The following is a 26779-nucleotide window of genomic DNA, read 5'->3' on the forward strand; positions in this document are numbered from 1 at the left end:
GCATGACCAGCAACACGAGCGAGGTCGCCGAGTCCGTACCGGGCGACCAGGAGCTGAGAATGCTTCTGGCCGGCCTGACGGCCGTCCGGGACGGTGACTTCGGCACACGCCTTCCGGAGGACGCCAGTGGGCTCATGGGCGACATCGCCACCGTGTTCAACGGCATGGTGGACCAGTTGTCCGTGTTCACCTCCGAGGTGACCCGTGTGGCCCGCGAGGTGGGCACCGAGGGAACCCTCGGCGGCCAGGCGGAGGTGCCCGGTGTCTCCGGCACCTGGGCCGACCTGACCGACTCGGTCAACGCCATGGCGGGCAACCTCACCACCCAGGTCCGCGACATCGCCCAGGTGGCGACCGCGGTGGCCAAGGGCGACCTGTCGCAGAAGATCGACGTGCCCGCGCGCGGCGAGATCCTGGAGCTGAAGGAGACCGTCAACACGATGGTCGACCAGCTGTCGGCGTTCGCCGACGAGGTGACGCGCGTCGCCCGCGAGGTCGGCAGCGAGGGGCGCCTCGGCGGCCAGGCCAAGGTGCCGGGCGTCGCCGGCGTCTGGCGGGACCTGACCGACTCCGTGAACTTCATGGCGGGCAACCTGACGTCCCAGGTGCGCAACGTCGCCCAGGTCGCCACCGCGGTGGCCAAGGGCGACCTGTCGCAGAAGATCACCGTGGACGCGCGGGGCGAGATCCTGGAGCTGAAGAACACCATCAACACGATGGTGGATCAGCTGTCCGCGTTCGCCGACGAGGTGACGCGCGTGGCCCGCGAGGTGGGCACCGAGGGCCGTCTCGGCGGCCAGGCGCACGTACGGGGCGTGTCGGGCACCTGGAAGGACCTCACCGACAACGTCAACGTCATGGCGTCGAACCTGACCAGCCAGGTCCGGTCGATCGCGCAGGTCGCCACCGCGGTCGCCCGTGGTGACCTGTCGCGGAAGATCACCGTCGAGGCCAAGGGCGAGGTCGCCGCGCTGGCCGACGCCATCAACACCATGGTGGACACCCTCTCCGCGTTCGCGGACGAGGTGACGCGCGTGGCCCGCGAGGTCGGTACCGAGGGCCGCCTCGGCGGCCAGGCCCAGGTGCCCAACGTGGCCGGCACCTGGAAGGACCTCACCGACAACGTCAACTCCATGGCCAACAACCTCACCGGCCAGGTGCGCAACATCGCGCTGGTGACGACGGCCGTGGCCCGCGGTGACCTGTCGAAGAAGATCGACGTGGACGCGCGCGGCGAGATCCTCGAACTCAAGACGACCATCAACACGATGGTCGACCAGCTCTCCGCGTTCGCCGACGAGGTCACCCGCGTGGCCCGCGAGGTGGGCACCGAGGGCCGTCTCGGCGGCCAGGCCGAGGTGGAGGGCGTCTCCGGCACCTGGAAGCGGCTCACCGAGAACGTCAACGAGCTGGCCGGTAACCTCACCCGGCAGGTCCGCGCCATCGCCGAGGTCGCCAGCGCCGTCGCCGAGGGCGACCTGACCCGCTCCATCACCGTGGAGGCCTCCGGCGAGGTCGCCGAACTCAAGGACAACATCAACTCCATGGTGGAGTCCCTGCGCGAGACCACCCGGGCCAACCAGGAACAGGACTGGCTCAAGACCAACCTCGCGCGCATCGCCGGCCTCATGCAGGGCCACCGCGACCTGCCCGTCGTCGCCGAACTCATCATGGACGAGCTGGTCCCGCTGGTCTCCGCCCAGTACGGCGCCTTCTACCTCGCCGAGGACGGGGAACAGGGCCCCGAGCTGCGGCTCGTCGGCTCCTACGGCCGCCCCGAGGACGACGCCCGCCCCGACCGCTTCCCCTTCGGCCGCACCCTGGTCGGCCAGGCCGCCCGCAGCCGCCGCACGATCGCGGTCGACCAGCTGCCGCCCGACTACGTCACCATCTCCTCCGGCCTCGGCCGGACCGTGCCGACCACCCTGCTCCTGCTGCCGATCCTCTTCGAGGACCAGGTCCTCGGCGTGATCGAGCTGGCGTCCGTCACCCCGTTCACCGCCATCCACCAGGATCTGCTGGAGCAGCTGCGGGAGACGATCGGCGTCAACGTCAACACCATCCTCGCCAACGCCCGCACCGACGAACTGCTCGACGAGTCCCAGCGCCTGACGGCCGAGCTCCAGGTCCGCTCCGCCGAACTCCAGGCGCAGCAGGAGGAGTTGCAGCGCTCCAACGCCGAACTGGAGGAGAAGGCCTCGCTGCTGGCCGCGCAGAACCGCGACATCGAGGCGAAGAACCTCCAGATCGAGCAGGCCCGGCAGGAACTGGAGGCGCGCGCCCAGCAGCTGGCGCTGGCCTCCAAGTACAAGTCGGAGTTCCTGGCGAACATGAGCCACGAGCTGCGCACCCCGCTCAACAGCCTGCTCATCCTGGCCCAGCTGCTGGCGCAGAACCCGTCGCGCAACCTCACCCAGAAGCAGGTGGAGTACGCGGGCATCATTCACTCCGCCGGCTCCGACCTGCTCCAGCTCATCAACGACATCCTCGACCTGTCGAAGGTCGAGGCGGGGAAGATGGACATCGCCCCCGAGCGGGTTTCGCTGCGCCAGCTCATCGAGTACGTCGAGGCCACCTTCCACCCGATGACGACCCAGAAGGGCCTCGACTTCAAGGTGACCACCGCGCCGGGCGCGCCGAACGACCTGGTCACCGACGACTCCCGGCTGCGCCAGGTGCTGCGCAACCTGCTGTCGAACGCGGTGAAGTTCACCGAGCAGGGCGCCGTCGAGCTGGTCATCCAGCCCGCCGCGCCGGACGAGGTGCCCGACACCGTGGTCACCGGCGGGCCCGTCGTCGCGTTCCAGGTGAAGGACACCGGCATCGGCATCCAGGAGCAGCAGCTGGAGGCCATCTTCGGCGCCTTCCACCAGGCGGACGGCACCACCAGCCGCAAGTACGGCGGCACGGGCCTCGGCCTGTCCATCACGCGGGAGATCGCCCACCTGCTCGGCGGCGCGGTGACCGTGGACAGCACGCCCGGCCGGGGCAGCACCTTCACGCTGTTCCTGCCGGTGACCCGCCCAGACTTCGAGCAGCTGGCGGGCCGGGCCCTGGAGGGCGCGGCCGAACTGCCCGCCGAGGACGGCTCCGTGGACATCCCCGTGGCACCGCGCCCCAGCCCGCGCCCGCGCGCGGGGGCGCAGCGCCGCCGCCGGCTGCTCGTCGTGGAGGAGCGGCCGCGCGGCCTGCTCACCCTCGTCGCCGAGAGCGTCGTCGCGGACGTGGCCCGGCACAGCCCGGACGAGGCCGTGCCGCGGCCCGAGGTGGACCTGATCACCGCCGTCGGCGCCCAGGAGGCGGCCGGGGCGCTGGCCGCCGAGCCCTGCCACTGCGTCGTCCTCGACCTCGACATGCCCGACGGCGAGGCCGCCCGGTTCCTGGAGGCGCTGCGCGGCGACTCGGCGCTGACGGACGTCCCCGTCCTCGTGCACAGCAGCCACCCCACCGACGCGGCCGAGGTGCTGCGCCCGCACGCCTCCGACGGGGCGCTGGAGTTCCTCTCCAGCCTCGACGAACTGCGGGAGCGCATCGCGCTGCACCTGTCCGCCGAGGAGCCGGGGGACGTGCTGTCCCTGGTGCGGGGCGAGGAGTGGCAGGAGCTGCCGTCACCGACCGTCGACGACTCGTTCGCCGGACGGACCGTCCTCGTCGTCGACGACGACGCGCGCAACCTCTTCGCGCTCAGCGGGATCCTGGAGCTGCACGGCTTCCGGGTGCTGCACGCGGAGGACGGCCGCAAGGGCATCGAGACACTGCTCGACAACCCCGACATCGACCTGATCCTGATGGACGTGATGATGCCGGAGATGGACGGCTACACCGCCACCGCCGAGATCCGCAGAATGCCGCGGTACGCCGACCTGCCGATCATCGCCGTCACGGCCAAGGCCATGCCGGGCGACCGGGAGAAGTCCCTGGCGTCCGGGGCGAGCGACTACGTCACCAAGCCGGTCGACACCCAGGACCTCATCACCTGCGTCCGACGCTGGCTCTCCCGGTGACCCCGCCCGACCCGCACACCCCGCCGGACCGACACCACCATCCGCACCTCAGGGACGTCCCGCGCAGGAGCAACCCCACCGTGAGCCCCACCGACCACCCCGAGCACCCCGACCACGCACGGCACGGGGGCGGTTCGGCGACCCCGGACGGTACGGCGCCCACACCGTCCGCGACCGGCGCCGAGCCCTCGCCGTCCTCGCCGGCGCACCCCGCCGACGAGACCGCGGCCGGCGGCCCCGACGGCCCCCGGACGGAGGACGGGACGCCGGCGACGGACCTCGCCCGCGCCGAGACCGAGACGTCGGCGGCGGACCTCGTCCGGGTCGAGGGCGAGGCGTCGATGACGGATCTCGTCCAGTCCGGGACCGAGGCGGCGGTGACGGATCTCGTCCAGGCCGACGCCGAGGCGGCCGCGGTGTTCGCTCACACCGGTCACGACCCGTCGGCCGTCGCCCGCCCCGTCGTCGGCGATCTCGCCGGTGTGTCCGCGACCTCCCCCGTCGGGCGGCTGGCCGCCACCGTGGAGCGGTTGCGGCGGGAGGTGCGGGCGGCGCAGGCCGAGGCCGAGGGCCGGGCGCTGATCGAGCTGGCCAAGGGCATCCTGGTCGAACGGCTCGGCTGCGGCCCCGCGCAGGCGGCCAAGCAGCTCGCGGAGCTGACCGAGCAGGCCCGGATGACCCCGCTGGAGTTCGCCGTCGAGGTCATCAACCAGGCGGCCCGCGACCGGGTCGCGGAGGCCACGGACGCGTTCCTCGCCAACGCCGTGGGCGCCCGCTCCGGAAAGCTCGACCAGGCCGCCGTACGCCTGCGCGCCGCCGAGAGCGGAGCGCTCGCCGCGCCGGACGCGCAGGCGGTCGTCGACTCGCTGCTGGAGCACGCGCTGCGCCCGCTGGGCGCGGTGGCCGTGGCCCTGTGGGCGGCGGGCCCCGACGGCTCGCTCACCCTGGCGGGCAGCGCCGGCTTCGCCCCGGCCGAGGCCTCCCGGTGGCGCTATGTGCCACCGGACGTGGCGACGGTCGCGCGCCGCGCGCTCACCGAGCGCGGCGGCCAGTGGATCTCGTCCCTGGCGGACACCGGGCTGCCCACGGTCGGCCGTCACTCCTTCCCGGACGGCGGCCGGGTCGCCGAGCCCGCCGGTACCGGGGGCCGTATCCACGGGGTGCTGGAGATCGCCTGGCCGGCGCCGCTGGAGCCGCAGCCGCCCCAGGTCGTCCGCCAGGTCGAGGCGCTGGCCGAGCTGTGCGCGCACACCCTGGAGACGTACCCGCCACGCCCCGAGGCGGCCCACGAGCCGCGGGTCATGCCGGACACCGCGGAGCTGATGGACCTCGCCGACGGGCTGCACGACCCGGCCCTGGTGCTGGAGCCGTATCTCGACGACTCCGGGCGGCTGGCGGACTTCCGCATCCAGCACGTCAACACCCGCTTCCTGGACCCGGCCGGCCGGCCCCGCGCGGTGGTGAGCGGCGCGCTGCTGCTGGAGGCGTACCCGATGACGGCCGGGGGCAGCGAGCTGTTCCAGCGCATCGAGCGGGTGTACGCCACGGGCGAGCCGTTCCGGGCGCGGCGGATGCACCTGACCGCGCTGGTGGACCAGGTGCCGCTGTCGGCGGTCGCCGACATCAGCATCAGCCGCCACGGCAACAGCCTGCTGCTGATCTGGCGCATCGAGGACGAGACGGCCCGGCTGGCGAGCCTGCTCCAGCACGCCCAGCGGCTCGGCCGGGTCGGCGGCTTCGAGGAGAACCTGCTGACCGGCGGGATCACCTGGAACAGCCAGATGTTCGACCTGTACGGCCGTTCCCCCGGCAGCCCGCCGGTGCCGCTGGAGGACCTGCCCGCCCACGCGCACCCGGACGACGCCGTGGCCATCGGCCGCTTCCTGCGCACTCTGATGCACCACCGGCGGCCCGCCTCCGCGGCCTTCCGGCTGCAGCGGCCCGACGGCGTCACCCGCCATATCCGGGTCGTCGCCGAGCCCGTGCTGGACACCGACGGCCGGCTGTTCGTCGTCCGCGGCGCCTGCCAGGACATCTCGGCCCAGCACTGGACGGAGGTCGCCCTCGCGGCCACCCGCGACCAGCTCGCGCACACCGAGCAGCAGGCCGCCGAGCGCAACCGGCTGGCGCTGCAGCTCCAGCACGCCATCATGCCGCCGGCGCAGGCCCCGGTGCAGACGCCCGGCATGCAGGTGGCGGTGCGGTACCGGCCCGCGGAGACCGAGAACCTGGTGGGCGGCGACTGGTACGACGCCGTGGTGCTGCCGTCGCGGCGGGTGCTGCTGTGCGTGGGCGACGTGGCGGGCCACGGCATAGAGGCCGCGACCAGCATGGTCGTGCTGCGCAACGCGCTGCGCGGGCTCGCGGTCACCGGCGCCGGACCGGGCCAGCTGCTGTCGTGGCTGAACGTCGTGGCGCACCATCTCACCGGTGCCGTCACCGCCACGGCCGTCTGCGGCCTGTACGACCCCGAGGAGCGCACCCTGCGCTGGGCCAGGGCGGGGCATCTGCCGCCGGTGCTGGTCCGGGGCGAGGAGGCCGAGCCGCTGCCGCTGGTCAAGGGCCTGCTGCTGGGGGCCGTACCGGAGGCGGTGTACGAGGAGGACGAGATCCGGCTGGCGCCGGGGGACACCCTGCTGATGTACACCGACGGGCTGGTGGAGCGGCACGACCGCTCCGTGGAGGAGTCGCTGTCCCATCTGCTGGCCACGGCCTCCCGGACCGCGCCGACCGCCCTGGACCAGCAGCTGGACCGGCTGCTGACGTACAGCCGCTCGGACACGGACGACGACACCTGCCTCGTCGGGATCCGCGTGGCCTGATAACGAGTCGCCTCCGCACCGTTGACGCCGCGTCGTCCCTGCCACAACGATGGCCGCGTCCCTTTTTTGGGAGCGCTCCCATAGCGTGCGAGGCGCGTGCGGGAGCCACCCGTATCTCCCGAGGAGCCCCGACGTGAGAAGACGCAGAACCGCCCTGCTGTCCCTGACGGCACTCGTAGGCGCGGCGCTCACCACGGTCCCGGCGCAGGCCGACGAGGTCGAGCAGGTCAGGAACGGCACCTTCGACAGCACCACCGACCCCTGGTGGGCGTCGAGCAACGTCACCGCTGGCCTGTCCGACGGCCGGCTGTGCGCGGACGTGCCGGGCGGCACGACCAACCGCTGGGACGCCGCGGTCGGGCAGAACGACATCACCCTGGTGAAGGGGGAGTCCTACCGCTTCTCCTTCCACGCCGACGGCACTCCCGCCGATCACGTGGTCCGGGCGATCGTGGGTCTGTCGGTGGCCCCGTACGACACCTGGTTCGAGGTGAGCCCGCAGCTCAGCGTCTCCGGCAACACCTACTCGTACACGTTCACCTCGCCCGTCGACACCACCCAGGCGCAGGTCGGCTTCCAGGTCGGCGGCAGCGCCGAGCCCTGGCGGTTCTGCATGGACGACGTCTCGCTGCTCGGCGGGGTGGCGCCCGAGCCGTACGAGCCGGACACCGGGCCCCGGGTCCGCGTCAACCAGGTCGCCTATCTGCCCGCCGGGCCGAAGAACGCCACCCTCGTCACCGACGCGACCGAGCGGCTGCCCTGGCAGCTGAAGAACGCCGGCGGCGCCGTGGTCGCCCGCGGCTGGACGGTGCCGCGCGGCACCGACGCCTCGTCCGGGCAGAACGTCCACTCGCTGGACTTCAGCGGGTACAAGACCCGCGGCCAGGGCTTCACGCTCGTCGCCGACGGGGAGACCAGCCGTCCCTTCGACATCGGCACCCGCGTCTACGACCGGCTCGCCACCGACGCGGCGAAGTTCTACTACACCCAGCGCAGCGGCCTCGCGATCCGCGACGACCTGCGCCCCGGCTACGGCCGTCCGGCCGGCCACGTCGGCGTCGCGCCCAACCAGGGCGACACCGACGTGCCGTGCCAGCCGGGTGTGTGCGACTACCGGCTCGACGTCTCCGGCGGCTGGTACGACGCGGGCGACCACGGCAAGTACGTCGTCAACGGCGGCATCTCGGTGTGGGAGCTGCTGAGCACCTACGAGCGCGCGCTGCACGCCCGCACCGGCGAGGTGGAGCGGTTCCGGGACGGCACGCTCGCCATCCCGGAGAGCGGCAACAAGGTGCCCGACCTGCTCGACGAGGTCCGCTGGGAGCTGGACTTCCTGCTGAAGATGCAGGTGCCGGACGGGCAGCCGCTGGCGGGCATGGCCCACCACAAGATCCACGACGAGAACTGGACCGGGCTGCCGCTGCTGCCCAGCGACGACCCGCAGAAGCGCGAGCTGCACCCGCCGACCACCGCCGCGACCCTGAATCTGGCGGCCGCCGCCGCGCAGGCGGCCCGCCTGTACAAGCCGTACGACCCCGAGTTCGCGGCGCGGGCGCTCGCCGCCGCGCGCAAGGCCTGGGCGGCGGCGCAGGCGCACCCCGACGTGTACGCGGACGAGAACGACGGCATCGGCGGGGGCGCCTACCCCGACCGCGCCGTCGACGACGAGTTCTACTGGGCGGCCGCGGAGCTGTACCTCACCACCGGTGAGCAGCGCTTCGCGGACCATGTGCTGGCCTCCCCGGTCCACACCGCCGACATCTTCGGCCCGACCGGCTTCGACTGGGCGCGCACCGCCGCGGCGGCCCGCCTGGACCTGGCCACCGTGCCGAACCGGCTGCCCGGCCGGGACAAGGTCCGCCAGTCCGTCGTCAAGGGCGCGGACCGCTATCTGGCCACCCTGAAGGCCCACCCCTACGGCCTGCCGTACGCCCCCGCGGACAACAAGTACGACTGGGGCTCCACCCACCAGGTCCTCAACAACGCCGTCGTGCTGGCCACCGCCTACGACCTCACCGGCTCCGCCAAGTACCGGGACGGCGCCGTGCAGACCATGGACTACGTCCTCGGCCGCAACGCGCTGAACATCTCCTACGTCACCGGCTACGGCGAGGTCAGCGCGCAGAACCAGCACAGCCGCTGGTACGCGCGTCAGCTCGACCCGCGGCTGCCCAACCCGCCGGCCGGCTCGCTGTCGGGCGGTCCGAACTCGAGCATCCAGGACCCGCTGGCGCAGAGCAAACTCCAGGGCTGCGTCGGTCAGTTCTGCTACATCGACGACATCCAGTCCTGGTCGACCAACGAGATCACGATCAACTGGAACGCGGCGCTGGCCCGGGTGGCGGCGTTCGTGGCGGACCAGGGCTGAGGCGGGCCCGTACCAGGTGCCGGCCTCCGTGCCGGCGCCTGGTGTCGGCCTGTGTGCCGGCACCGTGTCCGAGGGGTTCGAAAGTGATGCGTATCTCATCGAATCTGACCGCTTTCGATCCCCTCGGTACCGTCATGTCCCCTATCTGACCTGGGGATATTTACGAGTAAGTACCCGCGAGGTACCGTGGCTCCATGCCAGCCCTCAACGTGGAGTTCAGCGAACGCGAGCTGGAGGACCTGCGGCAGATCGCCAAGGAGCGCGGGACGTCGATGAAGGCCCTCGTCCGGGAGGCGGCCGCGGCCGACATCGCGCGGCACCGGGCGCTGCAGGAGGGAGCCGAGGCCTTCCGCCGGTTCTTCTCCGCCCACGCCGACGAGTTCGCGGCCGCCTTCCCCGACGACGAGCCGCCCGCCGGTGGCGAGGGGCGGGTCGCCTGACGTGGCACCCGTCCTCCACATCGACGTCCCCTGGCTGCTCCAGCGCCACGAGGAAGTCCTGCCGGACCAGCCGACCATCAACGACTTCTCCGCGCTCGTCGCCGCCGTGGCCCGGCACCGCGTCGACCCGCCCCGGCTCGGCGTCGACTCCGACCCGGCCTGGCGGGCCGCCGCGCTGCTGCACACCCTCGCCCTGCTGCGCCCGCTGCCGTCGGCGAACGCCCGCTTCGCCTGCGCGACGGCCGTGGCCTACATGTTCGTCAGCGGCGTCGGCATCGACCCGCCCTACGGCGCCCTCGTCGACCTCGCCCGCGACTTGATGGACGGCAGGACCGACGTCTACGGCGCGGCGGACCGGCTGCGCTCCTGGCAGATCTGACGCCGCCCGGACCCGTGCCTCGCCCGCTGCCCTGTCGTGCTCCGTGTCCCGCCCGCCGCCCGGCGCCGTGTCCCGCCTCCGCCCGGCGCCGGTGCGCCGCTCCCGCCTCCGCCCGGCGCCGGTGCGCCGCTCCCGCCCTCGGGGGAGGCCGCCGGCCGAGGGCGGGAGGAACACGGCCGGCGGCCGTGCCGCGCGGGAGTGCCGATGCCTCGCGCGGGGCCTGGCGACGAGGCCGACTCCAGTGCACCGCAGCGCGCCCGCGGGCGGGAGCGTGCGCTTCGCCCCCGGCGCGGGCACGGGTTTCCCACGGGGTGCGGGATAAAGCGAAGGGCGGGGCGGACGGCGCGAGTTGCGGCGGAATCTGACTCTGTTTCAGTGGTGCTGATGTTGCCCAAGCGCCTTGTTGTGCGTGACCCGGTTGTGCAAGGGTGATCCACCGGCAATTTCTGCTCCCATCCCCGCCCATAAAGGTACGCACCAAGTCAGGCTTCCTTTCGGCGAACAGAACTCCCGGCTGTCCCATATACGTGGGAAGGAACCCCGCTCAGTGCTCACCCCCCACCCCGCTCCACCGCCGTCCCCGGACGGCGTCCCCGGCCCGTCCGACGAAGCGCTGGCCGCCCGGCTCAGCGGCGTCCCGGACGCCGAGGTCTCCCAGGCCGCCGCCTTGTTGCTGGCCCGCCACTGGCCCTCCGCGTACGCCTACGCGAGCATCTGCCTCGCCTCGTCCGCGCAGGTCGCCGGCATGGTCACCACCGCGGCCTGCCACCAGGTACTGGACCGGCTCACCCTCGGCGACAACGGTGTCGCGCTGCGCCCGCGGCTGCTCGTCGCCGTGCGGGACACCGTGCGGCTCTGGGCCGCCGAGGACCGGATATCCGGCGTGCTGCCGGAGTTGCGCAAACCGGCCGGCGGACGCGGTATGCGCGCGGCCAAGTCCATGACTCCGGAAAACCGCAGGCTGGCAGAACGCGCTTTCCAGGAGCTGCCGGGACCGGCCCGCTGCCTGCTCTGGCACACCGAGGTCGAGGCCGAGCCGCTGGACATCCCCGCCGCGCTGCTCGGCATGGACACCGACACCGCGGCGGTCACCCTGGAACAGGCGCGGGAGAAATTCCGGGAAGGCTGCGTCCGCGCCCACCGGCAGCTCGCCCCGAGCCCCGACTGCCGCTTCTACAACCGTCTCCTGGACGTGCCGATCCGGCGCGGTGGCGCGCTCCTCCCTGACGTCCAGGACCACCTGGCGCAGTGCCGGCACTGCCGGGACGCCGCGGAGCAGCTGGGCCAGGTCGAGACCGGGCTCGGCGCGCTGCTCGCCGAGGCGGTGCTCGGCTGGGGCGCCCGCCGCTACTACGACTCACGGCCCGGCCGCAACCAGCACCGCCGCCCCCGGGGCCGGGGCGCCCGGCGCGCGGGCCGCCGTCCCCGCGTGCTGCCCAGGTTCCCCGGCGTGGGGGCCCGTTCCACCCGAGCGCTGCGCACCGGCGTCGGCATCGCCTCCGCCGGGCTGCTCGCGACCGCCCTCGTCACCAGCCTGTCGTACGACGGCGACGCCGACCCCACGGCGTCCGCCGGCGCGACCGATCGCGGCGGCACCGACCGCGGCGACGCCGCCACCCCCGGGCCGGCCACCACTCCCCAGGACGCCGCCCAGCTCCCCAGCCCGCCGCGCGAGACGCGGTTCCGCAACGCGGCCACCGGCCTGTGCCTCGACATCCAGGGCGAGCCCAGGGCGGGCGCGGAGGCCGGGCTGGCGGCGTGCTCCGCGGAGTGGACGCAGCAGTGGTCGTACGAGGACGACGGCCTGCTGCGCAGCGTCGCGGACCCCGGACTGTGCCTCGACGCGCACGCCGACGCGGGCGTCGTGATCCTCGGCACCTGCGCCGAGGCGGGTGACGCGCGTGGCGGCGATGTGCGCTACGACCTCACGCTGCGGGGAGAGTTCGTGCCCCGCTGGGACGAACGGCTCGCCCTCGCCCCCGCCACCGGCGACCCGGGCGCCGACATCGTCGTCAAGGTCCGTGACGGTTCCCCCACCCAGCGGTGGAGCGCCGATCTGTCGGCCGCGGAGGGCGACCCCCTGTCCACCGACGACAGGGCCCGCCAGGCGGGACTGCCGGAAACGCGCTGACCGCCCCGGCCCTCGCCCCGGCCCGTTCCGGGGCGGGGGCGGAGGCCGCTCGTCCGCGTGCGCGGGGCTGGTCAGCCGGCCTCCTCCACCAGATCGGCGGCCGTCACGGTGGCGGGGGAGGCGTGGCCCGACAGGGCGAGGGTGAGGTCGAGTTCGGCGAGCAGGCAGCGGATGACGTGCTCGACGCCCGCCTGTCCGTCGAGGCCCAGACCGTACGCGTACGGCCGTCCGACGAGCACCGCGCGGGCCCCGAGGGCGAGCGCCTTGACGATGTCGTCGCCGGTGCGCACGCCGCTGTCGAACAGCACGGCCAGCCGGTCGCCGACCGCCTCGGCGATCCGGGGGAGCGCGTCGGCCGCCGCCACCGAGCCGGCCACCTGACGGCCGCCGTGGTTGGACACCACCACCCCGTCCATCCCCGCCTGGGCGGCGCGCCGGGCGTCGTCCGGGTGCAGGACGCCCTTGAGGACGATCGGGCCGTCCCAGTTCTCCCGCAGGAACGCGAGGTCGGGCCAGGTCTTGGCGGGGTCGGCGAACATGCCCGTGAAGTGCATGACGGCCGCGTTCGGATCCTCGTGGACCGGCCTGGCGAGGCCCGCCAGGAACGCGGGGTCGGTGAAGTAGTTGGCGGTGCCGACGCCGTGCAGGAAGGGCAGATACGCCTGGTCGAGGTCGCGCGGCCGCCAGGCGAGCAGCGGTGTGTCCAGCGTGACGACCAGCACGCTGAAGCCGGACGCCTTCGCGCGGCCCAGGAAGCTGCGCGTCACCTCGCGGTCCTTCGCCCAGTACAGCTGGAACCAGCGCTCGGCGTCGCCCATCGCCTCGGCGACCTGCTCCATGGGCGTGCTGGACGCCGACGACAGGATGTACGGCACGCCCTGCGCCGCGGCGGCCCGGGCGGCGGCCGGCTCGGCGTCGGGGTGCAGGATCGACAGCACCCCGACGGGGGCCAGCGCCAGCGGGGCGGGCAGCGCGCGCCCCAGCAGCTCCACCGACAGGTCCCGCTCGTGGACGTCCCGCAGCATCCGCGGCACGATCCGGCGCCGCCGCAGGGCCGCCCGGTTCGCGCGGACGGTGTCGCCGTCGCCCGCCCCGCCCGCGACATAGCCGACCGGGCCGGGCCCGAGCCGCCGCTCGGCCATCTCCTCCAGCCGCGTCAGGTCCGTGGGCAGCCGCGGCACCGCGCCGGTCATCCCGTTCAGGTAGATCTCGTACTGGAAGTCCGCCCAGTGCCTGCCCATCCCGTCCCCTCCCACCACAGAACCCGATCCTGCGCCGCCGCCGACCATACCGGCCGGTAGGGGAGTGCGGGATCAGACCGCCGAAGGCGAGCGGACCTGCCGATGGGAAGCGCGGCGAGGGACGCCAGGGGCCGGGAGCGGAGGACGGTTCGTCCAGCCTGTGGGTGTGGAGTGGATGATTCGACCACCTCGCGCTGAACGCCGGGCGTCCGGTGGGGGGCGGGGCCGGTCGGATTCGGAATGTTTCCGGCCGATTAACGAGGATGGTGAAACCAGCCATTCGGCCAACTAAAACGATCAAGAACCGCGCAGATTGGCGATTGGAACGTTCGAATCCCGTGACTTCGCGCCACTGATTCAATACGCAAGGTTACTGAAACCGATGGGGTCGATGTGAGTTTCGGCGCCGGACTCGGCAGACTCGCGCTCGCCGGCCGGCACTCACAGCGTGCGGTCCGGTACTCAACGCAATCGAGCGGAAGGAAGCACACAATGCGGAACTTCGCGCGCCGGGCAGCGACCCTCGCCCTCGCGGCCACCGCGCTCGCCGCACCCCTGAGCGGGACCGCCCAGGCGGCGCCCGCCACGCTCTACGCCCCCTCCGCCCTGGTCTTCACCGTGGGCCACGGCGAGACCGCCGCCCAGGCCGTCCCGGAGCGTGCGGTCACCCTGAACTGCGCACCGAAGCCGTCCGGCACGCACCCGGACCCGGCCTCGGCCTGCGCGGAACTCAGCCGTGTGGACGGCGACTTCGCCGCCCTGGAGAGCGAGAGCGGCGTTCTGTGTACCCGGGAGTACGACCCCGTGGTCGTCACGGTCGACGGCGTCTGGCAGGGCGAACGCGTCTCCTACGAGCGCGTCTTCGCCAACGAATGCGTGAAGAACTCGTCCGTGGCGAGCGTCTTCGCGTTCTGAGACCGGGATCGCGGCCGGTTCCGTGAAGGCAGCAGGAGTTCCGCAGGTGGGGAGTGCGGATTCCTGTCACGGACCGCGGCGGTCTCGTGACAGGGGCCGGCGGGCGGAGTGGGGCCGCCTGCCGGCCTCTCGATCATTCAAGCGTTCCGGCGTTCGGGCGCGCCGCTCACCGCTCCCGAGTCCGGGCGCGGTGGCTGGTGTCGCACCAGGGAAACGTGCGGCTGCGACGGCAGGTGCACAGGGCGACCCGGAACCGGTCGGAGGACACGGTCGTGCCGTCCTCCAGCTCCACCTCCACCGGGCCTTCGACCAGCAGGGGCCCCTCGCGCCGCATCCTGATGCGGCGGGGACCGTCAGTCGGGGAGTTCGGCACGGACGACCACCAGCTCTTCCTTCTCCTCCGAGGGCCCGAGCAGCCCCCGGTGTCTCAGCCATTCGGCCCGGGCGCTGAGCACCGGACCGAAGGCGATGCGGCTGCTCCGGGTCACGGCCGCCTTCAGGCCCGCCGCACGCAGCTGCGCCAGCGTCCGGTCCGGGTCGTTGAGCGCCGAGTGCACCATCAGCAGCACCCCTCCGGGCCGTAGCAGACGCGGCGCCTCCCGGCAGATGCGGTCCACCACGAGGCGTCCGTCGTGGCCCCCGTCCCAGTTCCGGGCCCGCCCGCGCGGGACGCCCCGCCCGTCCGGGGCCGGCACGTACGGCGGGTTGGCCAGGATCAGGTCGAACCGCTGGCCGCGCACGGGGGCGAACAGATCGCCGCGCCGGACGCGCACCGGCAGCCGGGAGCGCCGGGCGTTGACCCACACGGCGCACACCGCCCGCCAGGAGACGTCCACGGCGGTCACCTCGGCACCGCGCCGCGCCGCCTCCAGGGCGAGCGCGCCGCTGCCGGTGCCGACGTCGAGCACCCTCGCGTCCGGGGGCAGCGGCTCCTCGGACAGGGCCGCTGCCAGCAGGGAGGTGTCTTCCTGGGGCGGATACACGCCGGGTGGGATCAAGGGATTCACGCTCTCCCAGTACCCGGATGTTCAGGATGTATGGGATGGTGCCGATGTGACGGCGGAGCGGAGCGAGGACCTGCCCGCCGTCCAGTCCTCGAGCAGCCGCCGCGCGAACCGGTCCTCGACCAGACCGGTGGCGTCGATCCCGAAGACCACGTCGGGGGCCAGCTGCGGCTCCTCCTCCAGCAGGCCGCCGATGACGTCGTGGCGCACCACCTGCTCGTGCACCGCGTCCGCCTCCACGTGCTCGTCGTAGAAGTGCTCGGCCGCGGGACCCGCCCCGGTGCGCCGCATCGCCTCCGCCAGCCGTCGCGAACCGGGCGACGAGGTGACCTCCACGGCGGCGAAGTGACCGACGAGGGCGCCCCTGAGCGCCCGGTGCAGGCCGAACAGCGACATCAGGTTCACCGTGGCCAGGGCCTCCGCGGACGCCGCGTCGAGATAGCGGCCGTAGGTGGTGTCCAGGCCGAGGTCCGTCATCAGGTCGGCGAACAGCCGGGCGTGGACCCGGTCCGCGCGCCCGCCGCCGAACTCGTCGAACTCCACCGCGGCCATCGCCGCCTTCGCCCGGCCCCACAGCCGCGGCAGCACCCAGGCGTGCGGGTCCGCCTCCTTCAGGTGGTACAGGGACCGGTGGGCCGCGTACTCCCGCAGCATCCACAGCTCGCCCTTGTCCCGCAGATAGTGCGTGACGCCGGTGCCGTCGACCGGTTCGACCAGCAGCTCGGCGAGCGCGTCTCCGACGCTGTCGTGCACCGGGGTGTCCGTCCGCAGCGCCGCGAGGAACCGCCGCTCCAGCGCCGCCCGGGCGCGCAGCAGCTCAGGGTCCCACTCGCGCTCCGGGTCCACGCCGGCGAAGCCGCGGTAGTGCAGCTCGTAACAGAGGTAGAGGGCGAGCTGGAGGTCGTCGCCGTACGGGTCCGCCGCCGCGGCCTCCTCGGGGCCCGGCGGGGGGCCGGCCGCGCGCAGGCAGTCCTCGACGGCGGCCGAGAGCGGGCCGCGGGGCGGGGGCAGGGGCTGTCCTTCGTGTTCCATGCGCAACGGGTACCCCGGAAACCCCGGAACGGGCCGCCGGCACCGCACACCACGCGTCCGGAGCAGGCGACCGGCCCCTCGCCCGGCCCCTCACTCGCCCTCGGACTGCTCCTGCGCCCGGGTGTTCGGCGTGATCGCCTCCCCGGCCTCGCCGTCCTGGCGCCGCTGCTCCTCGGTGTCGCGGACGCGGCGCTCCTCGTCCAGTATTTCCCGCAGGACCTCCTCGAAGGCGGTCTCCGGCTGCTCTTCCTCGCGGTGCTTGTCGTTGGCCGACACGGTGACCGCTCCTTCCGGTCCAGGGTCAGGATGGGGTGCTCGCGATGCGCAGCGGCACCGGGTCCGCGGCCGCTCCGCCCTCGTCGAGCCGGCTGACCTCCGCCCACCAGGACGGGCCGTCCTCGATGTGGCGCAGCAGCACGCCCTCGCGGATCGCCCACGGACAGACCGTGAGCGTCCTGAGGCCGGTCAGCTTCATCGCGGTGTGCGCGACCAGCGCGCCGGCCAGGCTCTGCGCGGCGCGCGGCGCGGAGATACCGGGCAGCAGGGCCCGCTCGGCGGCGGACAGCGCGGCCAGCCGGTCCACTGCCGCCCGCAGGTCCGCGCGGCGCAACTGCCGCTCCGCGAACGGCCCCTGGCGGCCCGGTGCCGCGCCGCACAGCCGTCCGAGCTGCTGGAAGGTGCGGGAGGTGGCCACCGCGGTCCGCGGTCCCTCCCAGCGGATCCGCGCACTGGCGTCCCGCAGCTGATGGCGGACCTTGCGGCGCAGCGCCCGCACCTGCTCCGGGGTCGGCGGGTCCTGGTCCGTGAAGAACTCGTGGGTCAGCCGGCCCGCGCCGAGCGGCAGCGACGCCACGAAGTCGGGCAGCCGGCCACGGCCGAAGGCCACCTCCAGCGATCCGCCGCCGATGTCGAGCAGCGCGAGCGGGCCCGACCGCCAGCCCATCCAGCGCCGGGCGGCGAGGAACGTCAGCTCCGCCTCGACCTCGCCGGGCAGGGTGCACAGCTCCACGCCCGTGCGCGAACGCACGGCATGCAGCACCTCGCGGCGGTTCGGGGCGGCCCGCACGACGGCGGTCGCGAAGGCGAGCGGCCCGGCCGCGCCCCACTTGTCCGCGGTGAGGTCGGCCTCGGCGACGGCCTCGGCGAGGCGGTCGACGGCGGTCTGCGGGATCGGCTCGCCGGGCCGCACCTCGTCGGCGAGACGCAGCCGCCACTTCGCGGTGTGCACGGGCAGCGGCACCCCGCCCTCCGCGTCCGCCACCACGAGCCGCACCGTCTTGGAGCCCACGTCCACCACGCTGATCCGCATGTCAGCCGGGTACCCGAAAAGCCGTACGCCCAGTCTTCGGGCGGATGATCACGCCACGGCGCCAAGAAGCACACGCCCGGCCGCGAGGCGGCGGCGCGCCGCCCGAGAGCCGCCCGCACCGCACGAGGACCGGCAGCGTTCACGCCAGGACCGGCACCCGACCTCGGCTCGCGGCCTGCCGAGGCACCGCCCGGGCCCACGGCCCACCCCGGCACCGCCCCGGTCCACCGGGCACCGCCGCCCCGCTCCGGTCACTGCGCACCGCCGCCCCGCTCCGGTCACTGCGCACCGCCGCCCCGCTCCGGTCACTGCGCACCGCCGCCCCGCCCCGGTCACTGCGCACCGCCGCGCCACCCGGTTCACGCCAGCTGCCGCCGCACCAGCTCGTGCAGGCGGCCGCCGGTGTCCGCGAGGAGCTGGGCGGGCGGGCCCTGCTGGGCGATCCGGCCGTTGTCCATCACGATGACCCGGTCGGCGTCCAGCACCGTCGACAGCCGGTGGGCGATCACGACGCGGGTCGCGTCGAGGGCCTTGGTGCTCTCGATGACCCGCCGCTGCGTCTCGTTGTCCAGCGCGCTGGTCGCCTCGTCGAAGAAGAGGATGCGCGGGCGGCGGATCAGCGCCTGCGCGATCATCAGCCGCTGCCGCTGGCCGCCCGAGATCGCCCCGTTGCCGGCGACGATGGTGTGCAGGCCCATCGGCATGCGCTTGATGTCCTCGGCGAGCCCCGCCATCTCCGCCGCCGCCATCGCCTCCTCCGGCGTGTACGGCTCGGTGCCGCAGATGACGTCCAGGATCGACCCGGTGAACGGCTGCGCGTGCTGCAGCACCACCCCGCACTGCCGCCGTACCGCCGACTGGTCGAGCGCGGCCAGGTCCTGGCCGTCGTAGAGGACACTGCCCGAGGTCGGGCGGTCGAAGCCGATCAGCAGCCGCAGCAGCGTGGACTTGCCGCAGCCGCTCGGGCCGACGATCGCCACGAACTCGCCGGGCCGCACGGCGAAGGAGACGTCGTCGAGGACGAGCGGACCGTCCTCGGAGTAGCGGAAGGACAGCCGCCGTGCCTCGATCGCGCCGGACAGCCGCCCCGGCCGGGTGCTGGCCGTGCGCACCTCGGGCAGCTCCCGCAGCACCGGCTTGATCTGCTCGTACAGCGGCAGTGCCGCCACCAGCGACACGAACGCGCCGGTCAGCTGGGTGACCGAGGTCAGCAGCATGGTCACCGACGTGTGGAACGCCAGGAACTCGGCCGCCGACATCGAACCCCGCGCCGGCCCCGCCAGCAGCATGAACATCAGCAGCGAGCACAGCGGCAGATACACCGCCCCGAGCACCGTGGAGAGGTTCTTGATCCGCCCGAGCCGCTGCTGGAGCTCCCGGCTGCGCGCGAACTCCTCCGCCCACGCCGCGTACGCGTAGTTCTCGGCCGCCGCCACCCGCAGCTTCGGCAGGCCCCGCAGCGTCTGGAACGCCTGGTTGTTCAGCTTGTTGGTGAGCACCGTCAGCCGCCGCTGCCAGCGCACCTGCCACAGCCCCAGCCCGAGGAACACGGCCGAGACGACGACCAGCATGGCCACCGCCGCCAGCGCCATCGGCACGCTGTACCACAGCAGCAGCCCCAGGTTCACCGCCCCGACCGTCACCGACTGGGCGACCGTCGGGCCGACCCCCGCGAGCAGCCGGCGGATCGCGCTGATGCCCATCGCCGCACTGGCCAGCTCACCCGTGGACCGCCCGGTGAAGAACCTCGTCGGCAGTCGCAGCAGCCTGTCCCACACGGCCGGCTGCAGCGTCGCCTCGATCCGGCCCTCCAGCCGCAGGAGCGTCAGGTTCTGCAGCAGCATGAACGCCGCCGCCACCACACTGCAGGCGATGACCGCCGCGCACACCTGCGCGATCAGCCCGCTCTGCGCCTTCGGCACGTACTCGCCGAGCACCTTGCCGGTGGCGATCGGCACCAGCGCGCCGATCGCCACCGTCACCAGCCCGCTCAGCAGCAGCGCGGTCACATCGCCGCGCGTGCCGCGCAGACAGAACCGCAGCAGCCCGAGCGGACCCAGCGGGCGGTCCGGCAGCGGCCGGTAGAACATCACCGCGCGCGGCTCGAACTCGCCCGCGTTGGCCTTCTCGACCGGCGTCTCACGCCCGGTCGCCGGATGAACGGCCACATAGCCGCCGCGCCGCCACAGCAGCGCGACCGGCGCCCCGGACAGCGCCCGCCGCCCGACCAGCGGTCCGGCGTTCTCCCGCCACCAGGCGCCGTCGAGCCGCACCGCGCGGGTGCGCACCCGCGAGGCGAGCGCGATCCGCTCCACCGGGTCGAGGCGGTCGCTCTCCGTGCCCCCGTGGCCCGGATCGGCCAGCGCGATCCCGGCCGCGCGGGCCACCAGCCGGCACGCCGCGTAGGTGGCGTCCGCGTCGGCGGCCGTCGTCCGCCGCTCCGAGGAGCGGCCGATGGCCGCCAGCAGTGTCCGGTCGGCCCGCGCACGCACCTGCTCACCGGCCTTGATGCCGGCCGCGGCACGCGTCTCGTGGCTGCGCTCCAGCTGCTCGATCCACCGGTCCAGCGTGGTCAGCAGGCGGTACTGCTGGTCCACCAGGCTCTGCCACAGCGCCGGGTCCATCAGCAGATCGGCGGCGGCCTCCGCGCCGTACAGCGAGCCGTACTGGACACTGCCCGGCGGCACCTGCATCCAGAACACGTCGTCGTCGGTGACCGCCCCGGCCCCCTCGACGGCGCCCTCCGACGCCATCGGCGCCTGGAAGAGCACCGACAGGCCGCGGCCCACGCCCAGCGCGAGGGCGTACTCCAGCGGGCTCGTCGTCGGCGGCACGTACTGCGGATTGCCGTACTCGTCGTACGACCAGGTCTGCGTGGCCGCCGGCTGGTACAGCTCGCGCAGGCCGATGCGGTGCACCACACAGCCCCGCACCGGACGCGCCACCAGCGTGTGCTGCGGGCCCGCCACCGGGCCGAGCAGCAGCGTGCCCGCCTCCAGCCGGCCCAGGTGGTGCCAGTGCCCCTGCCGCGCCGCGTCCACCGCGAACAGGTCGAGCGCGCCCGCCGCGACCAGCCACAGCACCTGCGGACCCTCCAGGTCGAGCCGGGTCAGGGCCGACCCGTCGATCGGCGTGCCCAGCGAGGACAGGGCGCCCAGGACCAGGTCGCCCTCGTCGACGGCTGTCATCTCATCGCTCCCTGACCAGTGCCGCGTACGCTCCGCCGCGTGCCACCAGCTCCGCGTGCCGCCCGCGCTCGACGACCGTGCCGTGCTGGAGGACCACGATCTCGTCGCTGTCCCGCACGGTGGACAGCCGGTGCGCGATCACCACACAGGCGCAGCCGCGCCGCCGCAGGTTGTCCATCACCACCAGTTCCGTCTGCGCGTCGAGCGCGCTGGTCACCTCGTCCAGCACCAGGACGCTCGGCCGGCGCACCAGCGCCCGCGCGATCTCCAGCCGCTGGCGCTGCCCGCCGGAGAAGTTCCGCCCGTCCTGCTCGACCCGGCTGTGGATGCCGCCCGGACGGCGCATCACCACGTCGTACAGGGCCGCGTCCCGCAGCGCCTCGATCACCGCGTCGTCCGGGATCGACGGGTCCCACAGCGCCACGTTGTCGCGGATCGTGCCCTCGAAGAGGAACACGTCCTGGTCGACGAAGGAGACGGAGGCCGCGAGCGCGCCGCGCGGAATGTCCTCCAGACGCTGCCCGTCGATGCGGATGACGCCCTCCCATGGCGTGTACAGACCCGCGATCAGCCGCGACACGGTCGACTTGCCGCTACCGGACCCGCCGACCAGCGCCACCTGCTGCCCCGGCCCGACGGTCAGGTCGAAACCGGTCAGCAGCGGCTTGTCCAGCGGGCTGTAGCCGAAGGTGACGTTCTCCAGCTCGACGTGCCCGTGCAGCCGCCGCGTGGACTCCCCGCCCGTACGGCTGTACAGCGGGTCCGCGCGGAAGTTCTCCACGTCCTTCAGCCGCGCCACGTCCGCCGCGAAGTCCTGGATGCGGCCCGCGACCCCGTTGAGCCGGGTCAGCGGCGCCGTGAACCGGGTGACCAGCGCCTGGAAGGCGACCAGCAGACCCACCGAGATATGACCCTCGACGGCCCGCAGCCCGCCGATCCACAGGATCAGCGCGCTGTTCAGCGTGGCCAGCGTAGGCGCCACCACACCCAGCCAGGCGCTCGGCACCCCGAGCCGCTGCTGCTCCTCCAGGGTGGTCGCGTGCTGCCCCGCCCACTTGCGGAAGTAGCCGTCCTCGCCGCCGGTCGCCTTCATCGTCTCGATGAGCTGCAGACCGGAGTACGCCGTCGTGGTCAGCCGGGCGTTGTCCGCGCGCAGCTTCGCCGTACGGGTCGCGCGCAGCCGGATCACCACGCGCATGGCGACGAGGTTCAGCAGCGCCACGCCGATGCCGACGAACGTCAGCTGCGGGTCGTACGTGTAGAGCAGCACCGCGTAGAGCACGACGACCACCGCGTCCACGCCCGCGGCCGCGAGGTCGCGGGCCAGGGTCTCGGCGACCGCGTCGTTGGACTGGAGGCGCTGCACCAGGTCGGCCGGGCTGCGCTGGGAGAAGAAGGTGACCGGCAGCCGCAGCAGATGGCGCAGGAAGCGGGCGCTGGACAGGGTCGAGGAGATGATCCGGCCGTGGTGCAGGTTCGCCTGCTGCAGCCAGGTCAGCACCAGCGTGAGCAGCACGCACGCGCCCATGGACGTGAACAGCACGTCCAGCAGCGAGGTCTGCCCGCCGATGAGGAACATGTCGATGTACGTCCGGCTGAGCGCCGGCACCGCCGCGCCGACCAGCACCAGCAGCAGGCTCGCCAGGACGGCGGCGGGCAGCGTGCCCGCCGTGCCGCGCAGCCGGGCGGGCAGCGCGCCGAGCACACCGGGCCGGCGCCCGCCCCTGGTGAAGTCCGCGCCGGGCTCCATCACCAGCACCACACCGGTGAAGCTGCCGTCGAAGTCCTCCATCGGCACGAACCGGCGGCCCTTGCCGGGGTCGTTGACCCACACGCCGCGGCGGCCGAAGCGGCGGCCCATGCCGTCGTAGACGACGTAGTGGTTGAACTCCCAGAACAGGATGGCCGGTGCCTGCACCTCGGCGAGCGCGGCCAGGTCCATCTGCATGCCCTTGGCCGTCAGGCCGTAACCGCGGGCCGCCTTCAGCAGGTTGCTGGCGCGCGAGCCGTCGCGCGAGACACCGCAGGCGATGCGCAGCTCCTCCAGCGGGACGTGCCGGCCGTAGTGGCCGAGCACCATCGCCAGGGAGGCGGCGCCGCACTCGACGGCCTCCATCTGGAGCACGGTGGGGGTGCGCACGGTACGGCGGCGGGCCTTGGGGACCGTGCGCCGCGGCGGGGCGGCCCGGCGCCGGCCCCGGGTTTCCCCGGCGGTGGTGGTCACGGCAGCAGCCAATCGACGGGACGCTGATCGGCCAGCCGGATCGAGCCGGTGGCCAGGGTCATGGAGGTGAGGCGGTGCGGCGGGCCGTCCGTGGTCGACCAGGCGTAACCGCTTCTCGTGGACGCCGACTTGTCGAGGCGGACGAGCACGGCGACGGGACGGCCGTCCTCGGTGAACTGCTCGCCGAGCCGGCCGTCACCGAGAAACGCGCCGATGCGCTGGGCGGTCTGCGGCGAACGGTCCACGGACTGCACATGGCCGCGCAGCACGCCGTACTCCTGGGTGGGCACCGTCTGCACGGTGAGGTCCACGGGCGCGTCGGCGGGGATCGCGGAGGCGTTCTCGGCGGGGACGTACACCGTCGCGTACAGCGGGGCGTCCTTCGCCGTCACCTTCTCCACGGCGGCGACGTCCGCGCCGGTGGAGACGATCTGCCCGATCGTCGCGGCGAGCGCGGTCAGCCGGCCCGCGGCGAGGGTGCGGACCACGGTCTCGCCCCCGGCCGTACGGACCTTCAGGACGGGGGAGTGGGCGGGCAGCCGCTCGCCCTCCTCGGCCAGAATCTCGGTGACCTGGCCGGCGACGGGGCTCTGCAGGACGTAACTGCCCTGACCGTGGGTGAGGATGGCGGGCGCGCTCACCGTGGACGACACGCTGCCCGTCACCGCCCACACCGACGCGGCGGCCATCGCGACGACCGTCACGGACAGCACGAGCCAGCCCTGCGGGCGGGCGAGGCGCACGGGGAGGTCCAGCTCCTCGGACGACTGGAGCCGGGCGAGGGCCTGTTGGCGGAACTGCACGGGGACTCTTCCCTCACCGGGTGAACTGCGGGGACGTGCGTGGTGGCATCCGAAGAGTCCCGGAGCCGCACGGCGGCTCCGGGACTCTTCGTCCACCCTGAGGTGCGATCAGAGACCGGCGACCAGGGCGGTGACCGGGGCGGTGTTCAGGCCGGTGACACCCTCGACGGTGCCGACGGCCGTGTCGACCAGGCCGGAGACCGGGGCGACGCCGTCCACCAGGCCGGTGACGGTGCCCAGCGAGTTCACGTGCAGGCCGCCGGAGACGTTGTCGAGCTCGGCGTCGGAGATCTCGGCGGTCTCAACCTGGGGGGTGGAGTTCATGATGGAACTTCCCTTCATATGGATATCTCTCAAGGGGGGAGCGGCCCCCTCTGGGGACAGACGGACGGCCGCGCACCGCGGGCCCGGCGCTGTGCGCCCCGTGCAGGGCGTCCCTCGCGGCCCCCGCGGTGCGATGGATCAAAGCACGCGGCGACGTTCGTCCTCCACTCAACAAGCCCCCTCACCAGGGCATTTGAACCCTCGACGTGCCCAGCCGTGCAGGTGCGCGCACGGCTTGTCGGCGACTTCTTCACATGCCGCACGGCATCGGCGCACACCATCGCTTGCCGCCCGTTCGGCGAATCCGGCACACCCGCCCCAATGGCGCGTCCGGCAGCGTCGGCCGGGGCGGCCCGTCCGTGTCCGGTGAGCCGGTTGGGCAGTCGCTGTGCAGATTTCCTGAAGCCCTCGTTCCGCTACGCGGCCGGGACGGAACGTGGCCGGTCGATCGCGGAACGTGTCAGCCCAGAAGGGCGTAGACCGTGCTCGCGTGGGCCGCGAGGTCCCCGTTCGGCTCCGCCGTCATCGTGACGTCGGCGAACGCCATCCGGCGGCCCAGCTTGGTGAGCACCGCCGTGACCAGGACGTCCGAGCCGGTCACCGCGCGCTGGAACGACGTCGACTGCTGCACGGTCGTCATCGGCACGAAGGCGCCGCGCGCCGCCGAGACGGCGATCACCGTCGCCGTGTCCGCCGCGGCCATCAGCGCCTGCCCCGACAGCGCGCCGCCCTCCCGGGCCAGCCGGTCCGACCAGGGCAGCCGCAGGGTCGCCCGGTCGCCGCCCAACGACTCCACGGCGAGGCCGAGTTCCCGCACCCAGGGGGCGAAGTTCGCGGACAGGATCTTCTCGGCCTCGGCCGGGGTCATCGTCATGCAGGGACTTTTCCCCGGCGGGCCGTTCGGTATCACCCTTCTGCGTGTCTTGTATCGCCCGTCCGGGTGACCGGTTTCTCGCCAACGCGGTCCGGTTTCGCACACACGGTTGAACGCCTCGCGCGTGCGCTGCGTACCAGTGGCCATCCAGGCGCCCCCAACCGCCGCCGCAGGGCGGCCCGCACCCGGTCCCCCAGGAGGTCGAGAAGTCTTGAGTCACAAGCGCATTTCGAAGCGCAAGGCCGTGCTGGCCGCGGGCGGCGTGGCGGCGCTCGGAGCGGCGGCGCTCCTGCTGCCCCACGCCAACGCGTCCCAGGACGGCGCGGCGCAGACCCAGGCCGCACCCCGTGCCCTGAAGGCCGCGGACGCCTCGGACTTCGCCGGCCGGCTCGCCGGACTGCTCGGCGACGCCTTCGCCGGGTCCTACTACGACGCCGGCCGGCAGCAGCTCGTCGTCAACGTGGTCGGCGACGACAACCAACTCGTGGTCCAGGCCAAGAAGGCGGGCGCGGCGGTCCGCCAGGTCGACAACAGCACCGCCGAACTGCGGGCCGCCGCGCGGACCTTGAAGAGCGAGGCGACCATCCCCGGCACCGCCTGGGCCGTCGACCCCCGGACCAACAAGGTCGTCGTCACCGCCGACTCCACCGTCACCGGCGCCGCATGGGACACGCTGGAGTCCGCCGTGCGGAGCCTCGGCCAGGAGAAGGCGACCCTGCGCAAGTCCTCCGGCACGTTCAGGACCTTCGCCTCGGGTGGTGACGCCATCTTCGGCGGCGGCGCCCGCTGTTCCCTCGGTTTCAACGTGACCGCGGGCGACGGCACCGCGGCGTTCCTGACCGCCGGCCACTGCGGCGTCGCGGCGGCCGAGTGGTCCGACGCCCAGGGCGGCGCGCCGATCGGCACCGTCGACCAGGCGGTCTTCCCCGGTGAGGGCGACTTCGCGCTGGTGAAGTACGACGACCCCGCCATCCAGGCGCTCAGCGAGGTCAACGCCGAGGGGCAGGCCGTGCCGATCCTCCAGGCGGCGGAGGCCACCGTCGGTCAGGAGGTGTTCCGCATGGGCAGCACCACGGGCCTCGCCGACGGCACGGTCACCGGCCTCGACGCCACCGTCAACTACCCGGAGGGCACCGTCACCGGGCTCATCCAGACGAACGTCTGCGCCGAACCCGGCGACAGCGGCGGCTCGATGTTCACCCAGGACGGCCTCGCCCTCGGCCTCACCTCCGGCGGCAGCGGTGACTGCACGGCCGGCGGGGAGACGTTCTTCCAGCCCGTCACCACCGCGCTGGAGGCGGTGGGCGCGACGCTCGGCGAGGGCGGCGCGGCGGGAGCCGGCGGCGCGGACGAGGGAGCCGGCGGGGACCAGGGTGCCGGCGGCGAAGAAGGCGTCGGCGGTGACGAAGGCGTCGGCGGTGACGAAGGCGTCGGCGGCGACGCACAGGACGCCGGCAACGGCGGGCACGACGCCGGAAACGAGCAGCAAGGCGCCGGGAGCGGTCAGGAAGGGGCCGCTCCCGGTCAGGAAGGCGCCGCCCCCGGTCAGCAGGCGGGCGGCGACCACCAGGGCACCGGCGACGGGCAGGACACCGGAGCCGGTGAGCAGCCCGGCGGCGAGGACGACGGCGCCGGCGAGTCCGGGCCGACCCAGCCTCACTGACCTCCGCCGATGGGTCGGTGAGACCGGCCGGGCCCCTCGGCGGAGGGGCCCGGCCGCT

19 protein-coding genes are annotated in these 26779 nt (G+C 73.5%); 8 read left to right on the top strand and 11 right to left on the bottom strand.

Going from position 1 to position 26779, the window contains the following annotated elements; all coding sequences use genetic code 11:
- Nucleotides 1–2: 2 nt before the first annotated feature.
- From G7Z13_RS32180 to G7Z13_RS32205, 6 genes are all read left to right on the top strand, one after another.
- Nucleotides 3–4004 carry a HAMP domain-containing protein gene (locus tag G7Z13_RS32180; RefSeq protein WP_166004141.1) on the top strand — a complete coding sequence of 1334 codons (4002 nt, stop codon included), beginning with the start codon at nt 3–5 and terminating at the stop codon, nt 4002–4004.
- 80 nt (nt 4005–4084) lie between these two features.
- On the top strand, nt 4085–6826 hold the full coding sequence (locus G7Z13_RS32185; RefSeq protein WP_240926423.1) for a SpoIIE family protein phosphatase: 2742 nt from the start codon (nt 4085–4087) through the stop codon (nt 6824–6826).
- 133 nt (nt 6827–6959) lie between these two features.
- On the top strand, nt 6960–9194 hold the full coding sequence (locus G7Z13_RS32190) for a glycoside hydrolase family 9 protein (RefSeq protein WP_166004143.1): 2235 nt from the start codon (nt 6960–6962) through the stop codon (nt 9192–9194).
- Between the two features lie 194 nt (nt 9195–9388).
- Entirely contained in the window at nt 9389–9634 is a 246-nt protein-coding gene (locus G7Z13_RS32195) for a hypothetical protein (protein ID WP_166004145.1), read from the top strand.
- A 1-nt stretch (nt 9635) separates the two neighbouring features.
- Nucleotides 9636–10013 carry a toxin Doc gene (locus G7Z13_RS32200; protein WP_166004147.1) on the top strand — a complete coding sequence of 126 codons (378 nt, stop codon included), beginning with the start codon at nt 9636–9638 and terminating at the stop codon, nt 10011–10013.
- 547 nt (nt 10014–10560) lie between these two features.
- A complete protein-coding gene (locus tag G7Z13_RS32205; RefSeq protein WP_166004148.1) occupies nt 10561–12144 on the top strand; it encodes an RICIN domain-containing protein in 1584 nt (527 codons plus the stop codon).
- Between the two features lie 71 nt (nt 12145–12215).
- Here G7Z13_RS32205 and G7Z13_RS32210 read toward each other — a convergent pair whose 3' ends face one another.
- Nucleotides 12216–13385, bottom strand: a complete 1170-nt coding sequence (locus G7Z13_RS32210; RefSeq protein ID WP_166004150.1) for a lactate 2-monooxygenase — start codon at nt 13383–13385, stop codon at nt 12216–12218.
- Between the two features lie 492 nt (nt 13386–13877).
- On the opposite strand from G7Z13_RS32210, the gene G7Z13_RS32215 reads away from it, so the two are divergent.
- On the top strand, nt 13878–14300 hold the full coding sequence (locus tag G7Z13_RS32215) for a subtilase-type protease inhibitor (protein ID WP_166004152.1): 423 nt from the start codon (nt 13878–13880) through the stop codon (nt 14298–14300).
- 166 nt (nt 14301–14466) lie between these two features.
- On the opposite strand, the gene G7Z13_RS32220 is transcribed toward G7Z13_RS32215, so the two are convergent.
- From G7Z13_RS32220 to G7Z13_RS32265, 10 genes are all read right to left on the bottom strand, one after another.
- Nucleotides 14467–14673, bottom strand: coding sequence for a CDGSH iron-sulfur domain-containing protein (locus G7Z13_RS32220; RefSeq protein ID WP_166004154.1), 207 nt, complete (start codon nt 14671–14673; stop codon nt 14467–14469).
- Nucleotides 14654–15307, bottom strand: coding sequence for a HemK2/MTQ2 family protein methyltransferase (locus tag G7Z13_RS32225; RefSeq protein ID WP_240926424.1), 654 nt, complete (start codon nt 15305–15307; stop codon nt 14654–14656). Before G7Z13_RS32225 ends, G7Z13_RS32220 begins: the two co-directional genes overlap by 20 nt.
- A gap of 21 nt (nt 15308–15328) precedes the next feature.
- Entirely contained in the window at nt 15329–16336 is a 1008-nt protein-coding gene (locus G7Z13_RS32230; RefSeq protein ID WP_166004156.1) for an iron-containing redox enzyme family protein, read from the bottom strand.
- Nucleotides 16337–16426: 90 nt separating this feature from the next.
- Nucleotides 16427–16612 (bottom strand): hypothetical protein, encoded by a 186-nt coding sequence (locus G7Z13_RS32235; protein WP_166004158.1) that lies wholly within the window; start codon nt 16610–16612, stop codon nt 16427–16429.
- 25 nt (nt 16613–16637) lie between these two features.
- Nucleotides 16638–17645, bottom strand: coding sequence for a Ppx/GppA family phosphatase (locus G7Z13_RS32240; protein WP_166004160.1), 1008 nt, complete (start codon nt 17643–17645; stop codon nt 16638–16640).
- Nucleotides 17646–18004: 359 nt separating this feature from the next.
- Nucleotides 18005–20833, bottom strand: coding sequence for an NHLP bacteriocin export ABC transporter permease/ATPase subunit (locus G7Z13_RS32245; protein WP_166004162.1), 2829 nt, complete (start codon nt 20831–20833; stop codon nt 18005–18007).
- A 1-nt stretch (nt 20834) separates the two neighbouring features.
- Entirely contained in the window at nt 20835–23057 is a 2223-nt protein-coding gene (locus G7Z13_RS32250) for an NHLP family bacteriocin export ABC transporter peptidase/permease/ATPase subunit (RefSeq protein WP_166004164.1), read from the bottom strand.
- The gene (locus tag G7Z13_RS32255) at nt 23054–23860 is read right to left on the bottom strand and encodes an HlyD family efflux transporter periplasmic adaptor subunit (protein ID WP_166004166.1); all 807 of its coding nucleotides are present in this window, start codon (nt 23858–23860) and stop codon (nt 23054–23056) included. The genes G7Z13_RS32250 and G7Z13_RS32255 overlap by 4 nt, the downstream gene beginning before the upstream one ends.
- A gap of 108 nt (nt 23861–23968) precedes the next feature.
- Nucleotides 23969–24184 (bottom strand): type A2 lantipeptide, encoded by a 216-nt coding sequence (locus G7Z13_RS32260; RefSeq protein WP_166004168.1) that lies wholly within the window; start codon nt 24182–24184, stop codon nt 23969–23971.
- 460 nt (nt 24185–24644) lie between these two features.
- Entirely contained in the window at nt 24645–25058 is a 414-nt protein-coding gene (locus G7Z13_RS32265; protein WP_166004170.1) for a PaaI family thioesterase, read from the bottom strand.
- A gap of 211 nt (nt 25059–25269) precedes the next feature.
- Here G7Z13_RS32265 and G7Z13_RS32270 point away from each other — a divergent pair, with 211 nt between their 5' ends.
- A complete protein-coding gene (locus tag G7Z13_RS32270) occupies nt 25270–26721 on the top strand; it encodes a S1 family peptidase (protein WP_206313180.1) in 1452 nt (483 codons plus the stop codon).
- The last annotated feature ends 58 nt before the right edge of the window (nt 26722–26779 follow it).

This window comes from Streptomyces sp. JB150 (genome assembly GCF_011193355.1).
Taxonomy (GTDB): domain Bacteria; phylum Actinomycetota; class Actinomycetes; order Streptomycetales; family Streptomycetaceae; genus Streptomyces.